Genomic DNA, 17,081 nt, shown 5'->3' on the forward strand with positions numbered 1-17,081 from the left:
GCGGTCTTTCCAACGTCCTGCCCTCCCCGCCCTGGAGTCGTGATCCTACAAAAAGCCCCCACCAACCCGGCGAACCTATGCGGTCACAGCACTAGATCCGGCAAATCTTTCCACGGCTTCTTCTCGGTGCTGCTGCGTGCGGACCGCACCCGGGTGCGGCCACCGCCCAGTCCCAGGCCACCGGCCTGCTGAGGGTGGACGAAAAACAGGTTCTTCGGATAGATCGTCGCCCCAGTCTCGAACCGGGACCGGTACGGGGAGTCGATCAGGTCGGCCGGTGCCAGGGCCAGGTGCGCGGGCTCGCGGGTGATGTGTGCGGCTACGCCGTCCCAGGCGTGTGTGCCGCGGGGGAGTTTTCCGGTCCAGCGTTCGGTGGCCACGGGCAGCGGGTGGGCGCCGTCGCGGCCGGCGCGGCGGCCGAAGATGACCGCGGCGCCGCGGGGGAAGAAGTGCGGGCGCAGGCGGCGCAGGTCCCACGAGCCGGTGAAGGCGATGTCGGTGTGCTCGGTGTCGGCGTGGTATCTGCCGGTGCGGAAGCCGGCGAAGTACGGGCGGTCCAGGACGGCATTGGGCACGACGAAGGCGAGGGTGCCGCCGACGGTGAGGTACTGCTGGACGGCGCGGGCGACGAACAGGGCGGACAGGTCTTGGTGGGTGGCGACCTCCCCGCCCTGCCACAGGCCGCGTTCGGCAGACATCTCCTTGAAGGTCTGCTGCATCTCGCGGGACATGTTCCGGTAGGTCAGCCACGGGGGGTTGCCGACCAGGACGTCCACGCGGTTCTCCCCGCGTGCCAGCCACATGGGCCGGGCGAGGTTGCGGATGTAGTAGCTCCAGATGTGGTTGCGGCCCTCGTCGACCAGTTCGCACAGGATCCGGAAGTTGTCGGTAATCTCCGGCCGGTCTGCCTCCGCCACGGCGAGCCGGTTGAACACACCCTTCAGTGCGTTCAGCGGCACGGTGCCCGGGGGGCGGTGAGGGCCGTTGGCCAGTTGTGCAAGTCTGTCGACGAGCAGGTCAAAACTGCCGGCGTCGGCCAGGAGGTGCTCGGAAAAGCGGAGTTCCGGCTCCTCGAACTGGTTGCTGGGCCCAGTTCGGATGACCAGGTGGTCCTGGTCGAACAGGTCCAGGCGCTGCTGCCACTGCAGGCTGTCGCCGAGATAGACCGGCACCCGGATGGGGCCGCGCTCGTCCGAGGTGAGCCGGTGGCGGCCTATGGCCAGTAAATAGGTGACCCGGGCCAGCGCCACCGCTACCGGGTGCAGGTCGATGCCCGCCACATGGCTGGTCAGGCCCTCCAGAGCCGTGCGCAGGGGCACCCCGGCCTCGGTGGCTGCGGTCAGGTAGCGGCGGGCGGCGTGGAAGAGGAAGGTGCCCGACCCGCACGAGGGGTCCAACACCCGCTGCTCCAGCGGGTTGGTCACCGCAGTGGCCACGACCTGCTCGGCCAGCCAGTCCGGCGTGTAGTACTCACCCAGGCTCCGGCGGGTGTCGGCGCTGATCACCGACTCGTACAGGACCTTGAGGACGTCGTGCTCGACCTGGGACCAGTCGAAGCGCTCCAGCCTCCGGGCCAGGGACCGAACAAACGGCTCGCCGCCGTCGACCTCGATCACCCAGTCGAAGAAATCGGCCTCGACCACCCCATACAGCTGGGCCTGGTCGAACCGCTGCCCCAGCAAGATCGTGGCCGGCGTCAGCTTGGCGATCGGCTCCCCCAGCACCAGGTGCGCGATGATTTCCGCACTGTTGACCAGCAGCGTGTGCTCGATGAACAGCGCGTCGTCGTCGCGGAACTGGGTGCCCAGGGCCTTGCCCAGCAACTGCGCCCACAGTCGACGCTTCAGTTGCACCGTCGGCAGGTCCTTGTGCCGGTCGTACAGCGAGGCCAGCACTGCCCGGTCCATCGCATACGAGGCGCTCCCCGCGCCCAGCTTCCGCGTGATCTCCGCCGGGGTCGGCAGCACCCCGCGGACCGTGGACAGCACGCCCTCCAGCCATGCCAGCAGTCCGATCCGGTCTGGCTGGGTCGCCTTGAGCGTGAACTCCGTGCCCAGCGCCAGCTCGCCGTCCTGCAGGTGGTAGGCCCGCCACGCGGCACCGTCGGTCAGCACCCCGGTGTACTGCTGCTTGGTCCACTCGGCACGTGCAGTCACGTAGCCGGCCAGCTGCTTCTCTGCGGCCTTCAGCACTGCAGGACTGGACAGGTCCTTCTTGACCTCGATGACGGTGCAGCCGACCTCGATGTCAATCCGGCGGCCGTCACCGACCTGGGTCTCCAGATCGACGTCCAGGTTGTGATCGGCGAGGTTCAGTCCGCCTCCCAGCAGCAACTGCCGCACGTCAGCCTGCAAAGTGGCTTCGCTGCGCAACCGGTCACGCCGGGCCAGGCGGACCAGAAGGTCCTGTACATCATCACGCTGGGCATCACTGGACATCCGGTAGATCTACCACAGCCCACAAGCCCAGCCTACTGCGCTTCCGTCCATCAACCGATCGGTTGTTGGACGGCCCCTTATTGAGCCGGTAAGAACGCAGGATCCTTCACGGCCGCCTCGCGGGCGACAGCGCGCTCCGAGAGGCATCGTTCCAGGTCAGCGATACCCGTTGCTTTCGCGCCGGATGCTACGGCGACCCCCCTCAGGCCCGCGCGGCTGTGTGTGAATGCGAGTTGGGTACGGTGAGTTCCGAGTTTCCCACGACCGCGCGGGGCGCGCACGCCATGCCGCCGGGTGCCGGTGCGGACGGCGAGTCCGGGCGGTCTCCTGCCGCCCGGACGTATCCAGCCGCTCCCTCGCCGCAGCTTGGCCGCAGCCTGTCTCAGGTCGTGCTCCGGTCCTCCCAGCGGTCCCGGAACCACGTCAGCGTCTCGGCGAGGAGTTCGCGGTTGCGGTCCTTCTCCAGCAGAGACAGCCGGATGTTGGGGCGCAGTTCCAGCTTGCCTTCCGGGATGTCGACGCCGTCCAGTTCGTTGAGACGCGCGAGGAGTTCGGCGCGCAGTGCGCGGTCGGTGAACGGCTCCCGCGCGGCGAGGTACTGGAAGACCACCTCTGCCGTGCCCCCGCGCCCGGTACCGGGGTAGAGCGTCAGCGGCCAGATGCCGCGGCCGGGGCCGCCCGCCTCGCCGAGCATGAGGAACGCGCTGGTGGTAACGCGCCCCGCGCCGTGGCCGATCCAGCCTCCGAGTTCCTCCCAGTGGGCGAAGAGCGCGCGTACCGCTTCGACCGTTTCAGGGGAGTCGTCCGCGGTGAGCTGGCGGAAGAACCGTTCGGCGCGGGTCTCCTCGCCCGGTGCCTCCACGGTGCAGTCCTGATCGGTGTTCTCGCCGTCCGTCTCGCCGTCGTCCGTACCGGCGAGCAACGCGGCGAGGTCGTCGCCGGTGAGCCGCTGGGCCGGGTCGGCGGCTCCGGTGGCCGTGAAGCGGACGCCATCGGCGGCAAGCCGGGCACGGACGTCGTCGCTCCCGGCGTCCTGGGGCGCCGCCCACCGGAATCCGTCGGAGACCCTGCCCTCGGAGGTGAGGACCCGGTACGCGTACGCCACTTGGGGAGTGTTGGCCAGGTGGTTGCCCACGGCCTGGGCGCCGGAGCCGAGGAAGGCGGCCAGGTCGCCGTAGGAGGTCCAGGTGCCGTGGGGGAGCGCCGCGAGGACCTGGTGGGCGAGCTGCCAGTCCCGGCTGCGCTCCGCGCGGCCCACTCCGCGCAGCGGGGCCGGCCACAGCCCGATCGCACGGTTGGCGAGTTCGTCGGCGCGGGCGCGGATCTCCTTCGCACCCCAGCGCTCGGTGGCGGCGATGCGGCGGTTCATCTCCAGGTGGCTGCCCAGCAGCAAGTCCTGCTTGCGCTCGAAGGGGTGGTTCGACAGCTCCGAATTGACCGCGGTGAGCGTCAGGTTCCCGAGCGTGTGCTGCAACCGGGAGTGCAGGTCCTCCGCGCTGTCCCCTTCGGCCACGTCTTCGCTCAGCATCCGGATCCACTCACTGCCAGGCGACTGCGGCATGACATGCTCGATGGTGAGCTGCGCGGCGGCGAAGTCCACCGGCTCGGGATGTTCGTAGCTCTCCTCCAGCCGCTGCAGCACCATCTTGCGCTGGTGCCAGCGCCCGTACTGGTAGAAGGGCGCCGTCCGGATCTTCTCGCGCAGCTCTTCGTCGTCGGGCCAGAAGCGGTTGTTGGCGGAGAGGAGCTGGTGCAGGCCGTCGGCGACCGGCATGTCGAGCGGGAGCTGTCCGGGCACGGCCTGGAAGATCCTGTTGAGGTTGTTCGTCGGTACCCGGCAGATCATCCGGCGTACCAGGAAGCTCTCGATGTACGACATCGCGCGGGCCGTGCCCGCGGAGTCGAGCTCCCCGCGCTCGCGCCGATCGAACAACAGTATGAGCGCGGGGTAGGTGACCTGGGCCTGCCAGGTGTCCAGACGGCGCAGATGGGCACGGACCGCCGCGTCCGGCTCCTCTTCGGGGTGGAGCAGCCGGCGGAAGAGAGCACCGCGACGGTGCAACTCCCTGATGTACGCCTCGATCTCCTCTTCGCTCACCTCCCCGCGTTCGAAGCGCTGCTGCTGAGCCGCGTACAGGTCCTGGCGGCGCACCCGGTCGTCCCCATCGAGCACCAACTGCAGCCACATGAGCTGTTCGAGCTCGTCGTTGCTCAGACTGTCCTGCAGGGGCAGCCAGTAGGTCTCGTAGACGTGCTCACCGCGGGTGGGGAGCCGCATGAACAGGTAGTTGCGCAGCAGGTCGGCCTGACTGAGCTTGAGACCGGTGTTGTTGAGGGACTCGAAGATGCGGTGCACGTTGTCCCCGCGCTCGGCGGTCACCGCCACCAGCGTGAGCCGGGAGGTGATGGCCTGCTCGATGCGGAACACGTCCTGCGGGGCTGCCGGATCGGCCGCCTCGACGAGCTTGCGGCGGAAGAAGGTATAGGCCGTGGCGACACTTCCGCCGACGGTCTGCTCCACGCGCGGCCCTCGGACGTGCGCGGCGAACTGCGGCCGGTCGGCCTGTGTCGGCAGCAGCCGGAAGTGGTCGTTGCCGCTTTTGCGCTTGTTGATCAGGTATTCCTCGTCGATGCGCTCGGCCTCGTCCGGCTCGGTATCCGCGATGTGATCGCGGACCGCGGCCAGGGCGAGGGAGAGCGTGGTCAGACGCTGCTGACCGTCGACGACAAGCCAGCGGGGGAACGTCGCCTCGTTCTGCGGGGACGGCGCGAGCACGACGGAACCAAGGAAGTGCGTGCTCGCCTTCTCCCCGGACTCCAGCAGCTCCGCCTGCTCCAGGATGTCACCCCAGAGCTGTCCCAGCTGTTTCTCCGTCCAGGAATACGTCCGCTGATAGAGAGGCACCTGGAACTGCTGGGCCCTCCCCTGCACAAGATCAGCGAACAGCGTCTCCTTCGCCTGCATCGTGTCCCCCCTCGGTGACTGGTTCAGTTGCGGCGCGGGAGCGGGCCGCGTGGCGGCTAGATGACTGATGCCAAGGGGTCTTTGGCGCGCTCTTCCTCGCTCACCGGCGCCCGGCACTCACTCCGCAATTGCGCCGCCCCATTCCGCCCCCTATGGTCGCTTTCCGGTACTCGCCGGAGTGTCAGCTTCAGAAGTCGGCTGCATGGATGACCGAAGTCGTCTGCACTCGTTAATCGAGGATCATCGACTCCGACGCGCCCACGTAGTTTGACGCCGTCGCGGGGTCGCACGTGCCGCATGGGTTCAGTCCTGCACGCAGAGCCTCGTACAAGCTGATCTCGACCGGCCTGCTCGCCGGACGGCAACTCTGGGCCGTTCCCGTGTGGTAGATGGTTCCGCGTCCCTTTGGGCCACTGGGAGCTTGCCACCACTGAGATACGAGGACCTTCGTTTCCAATTGGGCGAGTTGCTGCTCCACCTGCCCCAGTTCAGCCAACAGCTCGCGTCGACGCGCATCGAGTCGTATGCGTGCTTCGTTCGGGGTCTCCATGTGGCCTCGGTTCTCTCGCGGTGAGCATCGGATTCGGCGCCCGATTGCGGTGGGCCATCAGCCTCGGCGCGCTACGCCTGAAGGTATCGGTGCAAGGCCCGCAAGGCAGAGGGTTTTGAGCTGGCCAGCGTCCCGATGCGCACGTACAGCAGGCACCGTTGACGCCGCACCTTGCCGCTGGCGACAGAGCTGGGCCGGTGTCGGCGCTGTGGCGCGGCCGAGGGCGAGGCGTGCAACGCCACGCTGCGGGGGCTAGGTGGGGCGGCGCGCGGCCAGCTCCCTCCGGGCGTCCTGGACGCGTCGCACGCGGTCAGCGCGGCCGCGGCGGCGAGCAGGATGGCGGCGTACGTGGTGGTGCGGGTCTTCAAGATCTCCCCCGAGGCGTGATGCGCGGCTTTGCGGGTGTATGACTCGTGAAGGGCCGTGTGGTTGCGGAGGTTGGGGCGATTCCCCCGATCGGGGCGCGATGTGCTCGGTCAGCGGCATCAGCGCTGCCCGTACGACGAAGGCCTGATGGTCGTCCGCGCGACGGGCATCGACGGGGTCCGAGGAAGTATCCGAGAACCAGGCGGAGCCTGGCACTCCAGCCCATTAGCGACCTCTTCACTGCTTGATGTTGAGTTCGAACCAGACCACCTTGCCGGTGCTCAGCCGGGTCGCGCCCCAACGCAGAGCCAGCTGATTGACTACATGAAGCCCGCGCCCGGACTCCTTGGTGATGTCCGCCTTCCTGAGCCTCGGCAGTTGCGGCACGTCGTCGCCGACCTCGCAGCGCAGCACGTCGGCGCGCAGCAGGCGCAGGGTGACCGGGCGGGAGGCGTAGCGCACCGCGTTGGTGACGACCTCGCTGATCAGCAGCTCCACGGAGTCGGTGAGCTCCTGCAGGCCCCAGCGGGACAGCGCCCGGCGGGCCAGGCGGCGGGCCTGGCCGGGGGCGGAGTCCTCCGGATCCAGGGTCCAGTACGCCACGTCGCTGGGCGCGATGCCGTCGAAGCGGGCGGCGAGCAGCGCGGTGTCGTCGTCCCGGTCGCCCGGGCCGAGCATGTCCAGGACCTCGTCGCACAGGGCTTCCAGGGGCGGCGGATGGTCGGGGCCGGTGAGCTGCGCGGTGGCCTGCAGCTTCTCGCGGAGCTGCTCTATGCCCGTCCACACGTCCCGCAGGCGCGACTCGACCAGGCCGTCGGTGTAGAGGAGCAGAGTCGCGCCTGCCGGGGCGTCCAGTTCCACGGCCTCGAAGTCGACGCCGCCGACGCCGATCGGGGCGCCCGGCGGCACCCGCAGCACCTCGGACCGGCCGCCCAGATGCAGCAGCACGGGCGGCGGGTGGCCGGCGTTGGCGATGGTGATGCGGTGCGCGACGGGGTCGTAGACGGCGTACAGGCAGGTCGCCACGCAGTCGGTGCCGAGCCGCTGCGCCTGCTCGTCGAGGTGGTGCAGCACCTCCTGCGGCGGCAGGTCGAGCGCGGCCAGGGTCTGCGTGGTCGTTCGCAGCTGGCCCATGATCGCGGCCGAGGTCATGGAGTGGCCCATGACGTCGCCGACGACGAGGGCGACCCGGCTGCCGGGCAGCGGGATCGCGTCGTACCAGTCGCCGCCCACCCGCGCGGTCTCCGCGGCGGGCAGATAGCGCGAGGCCAGCCGCACGCCCGTGGGGTGGGGCAGCGTCTCCGGCAGCATCCTGCGCTGCAACTCATCGGCGATGTACGCCTCACGGCCGTACAGCACCGTCCTGTCCACGCCCAGCGCGCTGTGCGTGGCGAGCTGGGCGGCGACCAGCAGGTCGTCGGGCTCGAACGCCAGGCGCTCTTGGCGGCGCAGGAACAGCGCGGCACCGATGACACGGCGCCGGCCTCGCAGCGGGGCGAGAATGGTGCGCTGCCCACCGGGCACCGCCAACTCGGATCCCTCGCCAAGGAGCTCGGCGAGAGCCACCTGAGCGGCCGCCGTGTCCGTGAACACCGGCCGCACGCCCCGCAGCACCTCGCCCAGCGCGCTGCCCGGCCGCACTTCGCACATCTCGTTGGTCACCACCGACAGCTCCGCCGGCTGCTCCGGCACCGGCACGTACACGCCGTGGGCGCGCTCCACCACCGGTATCCGGTCGGTGCGGCGCAGCCGCAGGACGAGCGGGCCGGCGGGCCGCTCGTCGCCCACCGGCAGCGGCTCGCGCAGATAGACGAGGATCGCGTCGGAGAAGGTCGGCACGGTGGCCCGGCACAGCCCGAGGACGATCTCGTCGAGGTCCAGGCCGCGTGCAATCCGCCGGGTCGCCGCACCTATGTAGCGCAAGCGCTCAGCAGACAGGCGCGGCGATTCAGTGACAGGAGAAAGCGCGGTGGAGCTGGTCGGCGGGTTATCCAGGGTTGTCCCGGACAACTCCGAGGTTGTCCCGGCTGCCGGAGGAAGAGGATGCGGTTCGGGTATGCGCCGCACCTGTCCAGGCACGATCTTCATCGCAAGAGCCTCATCAGAAGCAGAGGCCGGCGGCGTCCGATAGCCCATGTCGTCGGCAGCCTGCTGAACGGCGTCGTGCTCCTCATCGAGCACGGCACGCGCCTTCTCCAGGGCGCGGTCTACGTCGTCGAGAGCGGCGTCGTCAGGGATCGCTTGCAAACCGGGATGGGAAACCTGCGGGGTTACGTCCTGTGCGAGGTCTTGATCCTCATCTCCCATCCATTCGCGCAACGTAGCGAGTTCGGCTTCCAGGCCCTGAATGCGGCGGGCCGCATGGTCGGCGACCTGCTGGGCGGTATCCCGCTCCTGCTCGGCACGAGCCAGTTGCTGGTGCAGGTCGGTCTGCTGCCGCTGCGCGCGGGGTCACGTCCGACGGGTCCAGCCGGTAGATCGTGGACTGGCTGGTCTGCGACGACGTTTCGCCGGTCGACTTGGCAGAGCCGGACGTGTGACTCTACGGCGCACCTGCAGCACCAGGACCGCCGGGTAGCGGCGAGGGCGGTGTCACCGCGGTCCCGGGATCCGGGGAACTGAACTTTAAGGAACAGACCCCCACCCCAGCCAGGTGCGGTGGGGGTGCGGGGCGCGGCGCCGTTCCGCACTGTCCGTACGGTGCTCAGCCACCTCTCGGCTCTTGGTGACGGTGGCCGGTCTGTTCCTTAAAGTTCAGATGCGGGGTGGGGCGGCCGCCGACGGGCCGGTCCGCAGTCCATAGAGTGACCGGATGAGCTCAGCACCCCAGGCCCCGGACCCGTACGCCGTCCTCACCGGCTGGCTCTCCGGCGCGTACGTCCGGCCCGACGGCCAGGAGGTCCGCGGCCGCGCCTGGGACGAGGACACGAAATACCGCTACGGCCTCTACCTCGCCGGGTGGGAGGCCCCCGCCGGATGGCGCCAGGACTGGTTCACCTACATCGGGGAGTTGGTTTGGCACTTCAAGCCCCTCCACATCCAGGACTGGGCCTCACGCCTCACCGCCTTCGACGGCACCCCCCTCGCCGCCCCCTCCCGCGCCCGCGCCGTCTCCGCCGTCCGCTCCTTCTACACCCACTGCGAAAACGACCTCGGCGCCGCCCGCTGGAACCTCCCGCCCCGCCGCGCACTCGCCGGGCCCTCCGCGCCGGCCGCCCGCGAGACCCTCACCCGCTTCCAGACCGACGCATTGCGCACCGCCGCCGACCGCTACCGCGGCCCCCACCCCGAACGCGCCCGCCTCGCCACCTACATGACCCTCGCCGGCCTGCGCCCCGGCCAGTCCATCGCGGCCGTCATGCAGTACATCCAGCGCGACAACGCCGCCGGGCCCGCGTGGCGGCTGCCGGTGAGGAACAACAGCGCCTCCGCCGTCGGCCCGCTCACCCCCCTCCCCCGGCCCCTGGTGTGGGCGCTCGACGAATACCTGCCCGTACGCACCCACAAAGCCCCGCACTCCACCCAGACCCAAGGCCCCCTGCTGGTCTCCCGCACCGGCCGCGGACTCGACCACGTCACCTTCACCCGGCTGCTACGCGACGTCGCCGCCAGCCACCCCGACCTCAAAGAGATCGCCCCCACGCTGCACCCGGACGTCGTCGCACACAGCCCGTCCCCGTTCGCCGACGAGACCAGCAGGGACAGGCCGTGACCCTGTACCGGGCGATCCTCCAATTCGAGCAGGACGGCCCCGCGGTCACCGGCGAATGGCACGACGACGCCGTCGCCCGCGCCGCCTACAAGACATGGATCGGGCTCTACACCAAGCACCCCGCCCTCGTCGTCCAGCTCACCGCCGAAGACGACGACGGCACTCAGCGGACCCTGCGCAAGTGGGCCGCCGACCAGGAGGTCATCACCGAGCCCGGCCACCCGCTGTAGAAGGGCTAGCGGTAGCAGACGCCGATTTTCCAACGCTCGGCCGCCGCTACCGCGCATCCCAGCCCACAGCTGCGGTGTTCGCCGCCGTCGACCTGGACGTGCCAACTCGCCGGTCGGCAGGGCCCGGCGGTCTCCGCCGGCCGTCCGCAGCTTCTACAGGCACTGCGAGGAGGATCTCGGCGCCGCCCGCTGGAACCTCCCGCCCCGCCGCGCGCTGGCCGGTCCGACACCGCCGGCCGAGCGCGAGCGGTACACCCGGTTCCAGATGGACGCCCTGCGCACCGCCGCCGACCGCTACCGCGGCCCCCACGCCGAACGGGCCCGTCTCGCCGTCTACATGACACTCGCAGGCCTGCGCCCGGGCCAGTCCATCGCCGCCCTCGTGAACCACGTCCAGCGGCACAATGCAGCCGGACCGACCTGGAGACTGCCGGCGAAAAATAACGGCGCCTCCGGCATCACCAGCATCCACACCACCCCGAGACCGGTGGTGTGGGCGCTGGACGAGTACCTGCCGGTGCGCACGCACAAGGCGCCGCACTCCACCGACACCACCGGCCCGCTGCTGGTCTCGCGCACCGGCCGCGGCCTGGACCGGGTGACCTTCCCCCGGCTGCTGCGCGGCATGGCCGCCACCCATCCCGACCTGGCGGCCCCCGGTCCACGGCGACGAAAGCGGGAACCTCCAGGCGGAGACCGGTGGTCCGGCCAGGCAGGCGCATGACTGCCCATTCCTGCCAGAAGGGCGCAATCCTGGATTTAGTGCCCGGTTGCGTCGCAGGCGGCACACGCGGACGCGATCGGCGACCACACGGAGGTCCCACAGCCGATGACCAGTCCCGAGCACGGAACAGCAGGCGCCCGCGACACCACCGAGGGCCACATCTACACGATCAACGGCGGCGACTGGGACGAACTTCTGGCCGCGGCGGAGAAGGCGGACGACGAGCGGATCATCGTGAACATGGGTCCGCAGCACCCGTCCACGCACGGCGTGCTGCGCCTGGTCCTGGAGATCGACGGCGAGACGGTGCGCGAGGCCCGCTGCGGCATCGGCTACCTGCACACCGGCATCGAGAAGAACATGGAGTTCCGCAACTGGGTCCAGGGCACAACCTTCGTGACCCGCATGGACTACCTGATGCCGCTGTTCAACGAGACGGCCTACTGCCTGGCGGTGGAGAAGCTGCTCGGGATCACCGGCGACGTGCCGGAGCGGGCGAGCGTCATCCGCGTGCTGATGATGGAGCTCAACCGGATCTCCTCGCATCTGGTGGCCGTCGCCGCGGGCGGGATGGAGATCGGCTCCACCACGCTGATGGTCTACGGCTTCCGCGACCGGGAGGTCATCCTCGACATCTTCGAGCTGGTCACCGGCCTGCGCATGAACCACGGCTACGTCCGCCCCGGCGGGCTCGCGCAAGACCTTCCCCCGGGTGCGCTGGACCAGATCCGCGAGGGCATCAAGCTGCTGCGCTCGCGCATGCCAGAGTACGACAAACTGGCGACCGACAACCCGGCCTTCAAGGCCCGCCTGGTCGACGTCGGCTACCTGGACCTTTCCGGCTGCATGGCGCTCGGCGCGACCGGGCCGATCCTGCGGGCCACCGGCCTGCCGCACGACCTGCGCAAAACGCAGCCCTACTGCGGCTACGAGAGTTACGACTTCGAGGTCGAGACCGCCGACACCTGCGACTCCTACGGCCGATTCCTGATCCGGCTGCACGAGATGGAGCAGTCGCTGCGGATCGTCGAGCAGTGCCTGGAGCAGCTCAAGGGCAACGGGCCGACCGGCGTCGGCGGCAGCGTGATGGTCGCGGACAAGAAGATCGCGTGGCCGGCGCAGCTCTCACTTGGCGCGGACGGGCTGGGCAACTCCCTGGATTACATCCGCAAGATCATGGGGGAGTCCATGGAGGCGCTGATCTACCACTTCAAGCTGGTGACGGAGGGCTTCCACGTCCCGCCGGGGCAGGCCTACGCGGCGGTCGAATCGCCGCGAGGCGAGCTGGGCGTGCACGTCGTCTCCGACGGCGGCACCCGGCCGTACCGGGTGCACTTCCGCGACCCCAGCTTCACCAACCTGCAGGCGATGGCCGCGATGTGCGAGGGCGGGCAGGTCGCGGACGTCATCGTCGCGGTGGCGAGCATCGACCCGGTGATGGGAGGCGTGGACCGGTGAGAGCCACGCAAGTGTGGTCGTCTTGTGCGCGGTTCCCGGCCGTGAGCCGGTAGCCCGGTACAGCAGCTCATCCATCCAGACCCACCGGTCGGGCCGAACTGCCCAGCCCGGGCGCGAACCGAGACTTCCAGCTCACCGTCCTCCTCGCCCTGTTCCACAGCACCACAGCGTTCAGCGCCAGTCCCAGCGCCCCGAGCTGGTCCTCCATGCCCTCGCGGTAGTGCTGGCGCAGCTCGCCGCGCTGGCCGAAGAAGATCCGCCGGGCCAGGCGGTGCCGGGCCTCGGTGATGTTGAGCTGCTTGCCGATCATGCTTCAGGCCCGGGAGGAGGTCAGATGCCGCCTTCGGGTACCCACGTCCAGGCGTCGCCGCCAAGTTCGTCGAACGGATCGCCGTCGCTGTCCGGCCAGCCGAGCGCGCCGCTGGCATGCAAGGCGGGGCGGTAGCCGAAGGCTGTGCCGCCGCCGTTGAGCGCGGCCGCGATCTGCTCGATGTAGTCGACAAGAGTGCCGATCTCAAACTCCACGTCCCCCTCATCGCCCCATGCCCCAATCTGCCCGTCTTGGGGATCGAGGAAGAAGCCGGACATGGAGGAGTCGAGGGTGTCGGCGGCGAAGGGGATGAGTCGGTGGTACTCCTCTTCGATGCCCTGATGCACCGGATGCTGCATCGTCACTTCGTTGAGGGGGAACCAGGCGAAGCCGGTGTGGATGCCGGGGCCGGGTAGGAAGAGAGCGGCGGCCCACTGCGCCTCCCAGATGTGGGAAGTGTCGTCGGCCGGTGCGGGCAGCGGTCCCTCGACGTGCGGGTGGTGCCCGAACTGGTCCTGGTCGTACCCCCGGCTGCCGTCGTGCAACAGGTAGAGCGCCCTGAGAGCCGGGGGAAGGGGGAAGCCCATCGTGGCCTCCCAGCGCTCGATCCGGTCCGGGGCGGCGGGCGGGTTGAGCATGGCGCGCGAGGCGGGAGCGTGGCGGCCCATCCACATCTCGATCTGCTTCCATGCCCGCTGTACGCGCATGAAATCGTCACTGCTGGTCACACCGGGGAGCGTATCGATCGTGGCCGGGGCCGTGCGTCACGCACATGCCGAACATGTCTGACCAGCTCGCAGCCCTTCTCCGCCTCGCTCGCCACCGCATCAGCGTGTTGTTCGCCATGCTCCGCGACGGCAGCTTCTAGAACCCCACCGCTGCCAGGCTCTGCAGGCTCCCGCCTCACGCCCGGCAGTCCTTCCGCTGGCCCACCCAGCTCATAGCCCCAGACTCGGGCCTACTTGGGGTGTGACCCAGATACGCGTCAAAGGGGCAATGAGTTGATCTTGAAGCCCTGAGCGCCCGGCCCGTCACCCGTTCGGCTCGGCGTCGTTGGTGGTGATGTTGACCTTCGTCTTGGGGCCTGGGGTGGGTTGTGACCTCGATCGAGCGGACCGCGTATCCGCGGTTCAAGCGGCTGATCACCGCACATGAGCTGCATCTGTTCTTCTCGCCGACTCGCGATGAGCTGGAGTGGGCGGCCGGGGCGACGGACGGGGACGAGCATCTTCTGGCCCTGTTGCTGATGCTGAAGTCGTATCAGCGCATGGGGTGTTTCCCGGCGCTGGAGGATGTGCCGGAGCAGGTGGTGGAGTTCGTGCGGCGGCAGGTGGAGCTGCCGGAGGGCACGCTGCCGGTATACCGGGCGGAGCGGACCGCCAAGCACCACCGGGGCCTGGTCCGCAAGCGGGTCGGAGTGGCGTACGACCAGGCGGAGGCCAGGCGGATCGCCGAGCAGGCGATCCGCAAGGAGGCCGCGGCGAAGAACCGGCCGGCAGACCTGATCAACATCGCGCTGGAGAAGGTCGTGGAGGCCGGGCTGGAGCTGCCGGGGTTCTCCACCTTCGACAAGATGGCCTCGAAGATTCGCACCGAGGTCAACGCCTCGATCTGCGCGGGCATCCACGACCGCATGAGCCCCCTGCAGCACACCGAGCTGCTGCGGCTGCTGGAGGAGCGCGACAACGACGGCACGACGCTGTTCAACCGGCTGAAGAAGCCCGCCAAGGGGCCGAGCTGGTCGCACTTCAAGAACCTGACCCGGCGCATGGAGTGGCTGGACGGCCTCGGTGATAGCGCGGTGTGGATGGACGGCGTTGCCGCACGGAAGATCACCGACTTCGCCGGGGAGGCGGATGCCGGGGACGCGCCGGCGCTTCGGGACTACACGCCCGTCAAGCGCCTCGCGCTGATCGCGTGCCTGGTCCACAAGGCCAGGATGGCGTCCGTGACGACCTGGCGACGATGTTCTGCAAGCGCGTCGCCACGAAGATCAAGAAGGCCAAGATGGAGCTGGAGGAGATCCGGCTCGCCGAGCGGGAGATCACCGAGACCCTGATCGGGAACTACCGCACCGTGCTCAAGGACATCGACGCCGACGGCCCGGCCCAGCTGGCGCTCGCGAAGGCCGTGGAGATGACCGCCGAGACCAGGACGGCCCTGGAGGGGCTGGACGAGGAGGCGTCGGCCGACGAAGCGGTCCGGCGGCTGGGCGGGAAGGTCTCCCCGGCCCTGCTCGCCTTCGTCAAGGCCCTGGTCGTGCAGGCCGGGGCCTGGCCACGGTGACGAAAACGGTGGAGGGTTTCGGCGGGTTCGCCCAGCAGTACGAGCAGATCGAGAAGGTCTCCGCCCACCACGGCAACCTGTGGGAGCCGCTGCTGTACGGGCAGATCGGCCGGGATCGGGCGGTGATGTTCGACCTGGCCGAGCAACTGGAGTTCACCGCGACGTCCGAGGACGGGCGGGTGCTGGATGCGCTCGCGCACGCGAAGCGGCACCAGGGCGCCCGCGGCGAGTACATCACCGCCTTCGACGAGGAGGGCAAGGAGGTGGACATCTCCTTCGCCACCCAGAACTGGCGCAAGGTGGTGGTCGACAAGACCCGCACCGGGCAGTTCGTCCGCAAGCACTTCGAGGCGATGGTCTTCACCTACCTCGCCGAGGAACTGCGCTGCGGCGACGTCGCGGTTCTCGGCTCGGAGGAGTACGCCGACTGGTCCGAGCAGCTGCTGGCCTGGGAGGTGGTGCAGGACAAGCTGGCCGACTACCTGGTGGAGGTCGGGCTGTGCGAGGCCGGTGAGACCGCCGAGTTCGACGCGCGGTTCTTCCGCCGGCAGCTGGAGGACAAGCTCCGCGACGCCGCCGCGGCGGTGGACGCCGGGTACCCGGACAACGAGGGTCTGGTCATCGACCCAGAGACGGGAATCCCGTCGCTGAAGCCGCACCGCGCGGAGGGGCTCACGCCCTCGGCGAAGCGGCTGGAGCAGGAGATCAAAGCTCGGATGCCGGAGCGCACGCTGATCGGGATTCTGTCGAGGACCGCCTACTGGGTGGAGTGGTGGCGCCGCTTCGGCCCGGCTTCCGGCAACGAGCCGAAGCTGGACGACCCGTTCGGCCTCTACATCATCACGACCTTCGTGAAAGGCACCAACATGGGCCCGTACGAGGCCGCCCGCCACATCCCCGGAGTGAGCGGGCATGAGCTGTCGTACACGGCGAACCGGCACTTCTCCATCCCGACGCTGAACGAGGCGATCGCCGACCTGGTCAACGCGCACGCCCGCCTGGACATCTCCCAGGCGTGGGGCGACGGCTCCGCGGTCGCCGCGGACGGCACCCACATGGACACCTACCTCAACAACCTGCTGTCCGAGACGTCCGTGCGCTACGGCAAGCCGGGCGGCATCGCCTACCACCACATCTCGGACACCTACATCGCGCTGTTCACGCACTTCATCCCGTGCGGGGTGTGGGAGGCCGTCTACATCATCGAGGGCCTGCTGAAGAACACCTCCGAGGTGAAGCCGACCACGGTGCACGCGGATACGCAGGGCCAGTCGTTTCCGGTCTTCGCGCTCGCCCACCTGCTGGGCTTCGACCTCATGCCCAGGATCAGGAACTGGAAGGACCTGACCTTCTACCGGCCCACAAAGCGGACCGAGTACGTGCACATCGACGCCCTGTTCGGGGAACCGGGCCGCAACGTCATCGACTTCGACCTGATCGAGTCCCAGTTCCGGCACCTGATGCGGGTGGCCGTCTCCGTCCGGGAAGGCGCCATCTCCTCCACGCTGCTGCTGCGGCGCCTGCGGGCCGGCTCGCGCAAGAACGCCACCTACACCGCCTTCCGTGAGGTCGGCCGCGTCATCCGCACCGTCCAGCTGCTGCGATACCTGTCGGACGCCCCACTACGCCGGCGGGTGACCGCCGTCACGAACAAGGTCGAGGCGTTCAACGGCTTCTCCCAGTGGATCGGCTTCGGCAACGGCGGCGTCATCACCGACAACGACCCCGTCGAGCAGGAGAAGACCGCGAAATTCAACGCTCTGCTCACGAACGCGGTCATCTTCCACAACGCCCTGGACATCGCCGAGATCGTGCGCCAGCTCCAGGAGGAGGGCTACGCCATCGATCCCGAGGACCTGGCCCACATCTCGCCGTACCTGACCGAGCACATCCGCCGCTTCGGCGAGTACTCCACCCACGAACTCGGCATGCAGCCCGAGGCGTACGACCCGCACCTGGACGTCGACTTCAGCCCGCTCCGAGGCAACGACCCGCCCGCCCCGGACGGCTACGGCCAGGCGGCATGATCAGGAGAAGTCGGC

General features: G+C 69.1%; 12 protein-coding genes and 2 pseudogenes. 9 read left to right on the plus strand and 5 right to left on the minus strand.

Translation table 11 applies throughout. The features are described from left to right. Positions 1-83: 83 nt before the first annotated feature. Entirely contained in the window at positions 84-2,438 is a 2,355-nt protein-coding gene (locus tag ABZ818_RS29705) for an N-6 DNA methylase (protein ID WP_361421182.1), read from the minus strand. 382 nt (positions 2,439-2,820) lie between these two features. Beyond that, positions 2,821-5,403 (minus strand): DUF262 domain-containing protein, encoded by a 2,583-nt coding sequence (locus ABZ818_RS29710; protein ID WP_361421185.1) that lies wholly within the window; start codon positions 5,401-5,403, stop codon positions 2,821-2,823. Between the two features lie 721 nt (positions 5,404-6,124). On the opposite strand from ABZ818_RS29710, the gene ABZ818_RS29715 reads away from it, so the two are divergent. Beyond that, positions 6,125-6,340, plus strand: coding sequence for a hypothetical protein (locus ABZ818_RS29715; protein ID WP_361421188.1), 216 nt, complete (start codon positions 6,125-6,127; stop codon positions 6,338-6,340). Between the two features lie 216 nt (positions 6,341-6,556). Here ABZ818_RS29715 and ABZ818_RS29720 read toward each other — a convergent pair. Continuing rightward, a pseudogene (locus ABZ818_RS29720) lies at positions 6,557-8,248 on the minus strand (SpoIIE family protein phosphatase); the annotation flags it as partial. 114 nt (positions 8,249-8,362) lie between these two features. Here ABZ818_RS29720 and ABZ818_RS29725 point away from each other — a divergent pair. The 5 genes from ABZ818_RS29725 (at position 8,363) to ABZ818_RS29745 (ending at position 12,443) form a co-directional block, all read left to right on the plus strand. Next, complete coding sequence (locus ABZ818_RS29725) at positions 8,363-8,941, plus strand: hypothetical protein (RefSeq protein WP_361421191.1); 579 nt, start codon at positions 8,363-8,365, stop codon at positions 8,939-8,941. A gap of 190 nt (positions 8,942-9,131) precedes the next feature. Then, a complete protein-coding gene (locus ABZ818_RS29730; protein WP_361421194.1) occupies positions 9,132-10,031 on the plus strand; it encodes a hypothetical protein in 900 nt (299 codons plus the stop codon). Continuing rightward, positions 10,028-10,261: a hypothetical protein gene (locus ABZ818_RS29735; protein WP_361421197.1), complete on the plus strand. Its 234-nt coding sequence runs from the start codon at positions 10,028-10,030 to the stop codon at positions 10,259-10,261. Before ABZ818_RS29730 ends, ABZ818_RS29735 begins: the two co-directional genes overlap by 4 nt. A 265-nt stretch (positions 10,262-10,526) precedes the next feature. Then, on the plus strand, positions 10,527-10,985 hold the full coding sequence (locus ABZ818_RS29740; protein WP_361421200.1) for a hypothetical protein: 459 nt from the start codon (positions 10,527-10,529) through the stop codon (positions 10,983-10,985). A gap of 105 nt (positions 10,986-11,090) precedes the next feature. Next, positions 11,091-12,443: an NADH-quinone oxidoreductase subunit D gene (locus tag ABZ818_RS29745; protein WP_361421203.1), complete on the plus strand. Its 1,353-nt coding sequence runs from the start codon at positions 11,091-11,093 to the stop codon at positions 12,441-12,443. A gap of 151 nt (positions 12,444-12,594) precedes the next feature. Here ABZ818_RS29745 and ABZ818_RS29750 read toward each other — a convergent pair. Beyond that, positions 12,595-12,741, minus strand: a pseudogene (locus ABZ818_RS29750) (Tn3 family transposase); the annotation flags it as partial. 32 nt (positions 12,742-12,773) lie between these two features. After that, positions 12,774-13,481: an SMI1/KNR4 family protein gene (locus ABZ818_RS29755; protein WP_361421206.1), complete on the minus strand. Its 708-nt coding sequence runs from the start codon at positions 13,479-13,481 to the stop codon at positions 12,774-12,776. Between the two features lie 368 nt (positions 13,482-13,849). On the opposite strand from ABZ818_RS29755, the gene ABZ818_RS29760 reads away from it, so the two are divergent. The 3 genes from ABZ818_RS29760 to ABZ818_RS29770 are packed head-to-tail and all read left to right on the plus strand — an operon-like array spanning position 13,850 to position 17,066. Continuing rightward, positions 13,850-14,812 (plus strand): DUF4158 domain-containing protein, encoded by a 963-nt coding sequence (locus ABZ818_RS29760; RefSeq protein ID WP_361421209.1) that lies wholly within the window; start codon positions 13,850-13,852, stop codon positions 14,810-14,812. Beyond that, a complete protein-coding gene (locus ABZ818_RS29765; RefSeq protein ID WP_361421212.1) occupies positions 14,761-15,039 on the plus strand; it encodes a hypothetical protein in 279 nt (92 codons plus the stop codon). The genes ABZ818_RS29760 and ABZ818_RS29765 overlap by 52 nt, the downstream gene beginning before the upstream one ends. Next, positions 15,036-17,066, plus strand: coding sequence for a transposase (locus ABZ818_RS29770; RefSeq protein WP_361421215.1), 2,031 nt, complete (start codon positions 15,036-15,038; stop codon positions 17,064-17,066). Before ABZ818_RS29765 ends, ABZ818_RS29770 begins: the two co-directional genes overlap by 4 nt. The last annotated feature ends 15 nt before the right edge of the window (positions 17,067-17,081 follow it).

Origin of the sequence: Streptomyces sp. NPDC047453, assembly GCF_040643155.1 — a bacterium.
Lineage (GTDB): Bacteria > Actinomycetota > Actinomycetes > Streptomycetales > Streptomycetaceae > Streptomyces.

Excerpts from the sequence above, each read along its gene's own strand:
- ABZ818_RS29740 (WP_361421200.1), top strand. The coding sequence starts at position 10,527 with ATGGACGCCCTGCGCACCGCCGCCGACCGCTACCGCGGCCCCCACGCC.
- ABZ818_RS29745 (WP_361421203.1), top strand. The coding sequence starts at position 11,091 with ATGACCAGTCCCGAGCACGGAACAGCAGGCGCCCGCGACACCACCGAG.
- ABZ818_RS29725 (WP_361421191.1), top strand. The coding sequence starts at position 8,363 with ATGCGGTTCGGGTATGCGCCGCACCTGTCCAGGCACGATCTTCATCGC.
- ABZ818_RS29710 (WP_361421185.1), bottom strand. The coding sequence starts at position 5,403 with ATGCAGGCGAAGGAGACGCTGTTCGCTGATCTTGTGCAGGGGAGGGCC.
- ABZ818_RS29765 (WP_361421212.1), top strand. The coding sequence starts at position 14,761 with ATGGAGCTGGAGGAGATCCGGCTCGCCGAGCGGGAGATCACCGAGACC.
- ABZ818_RS29705 (WP_361421182.1), bottom strand. The coding sequence starts at position 2,438 with ATGTCCAGTGATGCCCAGCGTGATGATGTACAGGACCTTCTGGTCCGC.
- ABZ818_RS29730 (WP_361421194.1), top strand. The coding sequence starts at position 9,132 with ATGAGCTCAGCACCCCAGGCCCCGGACCCGTACGCCGTCCTCACCGGC.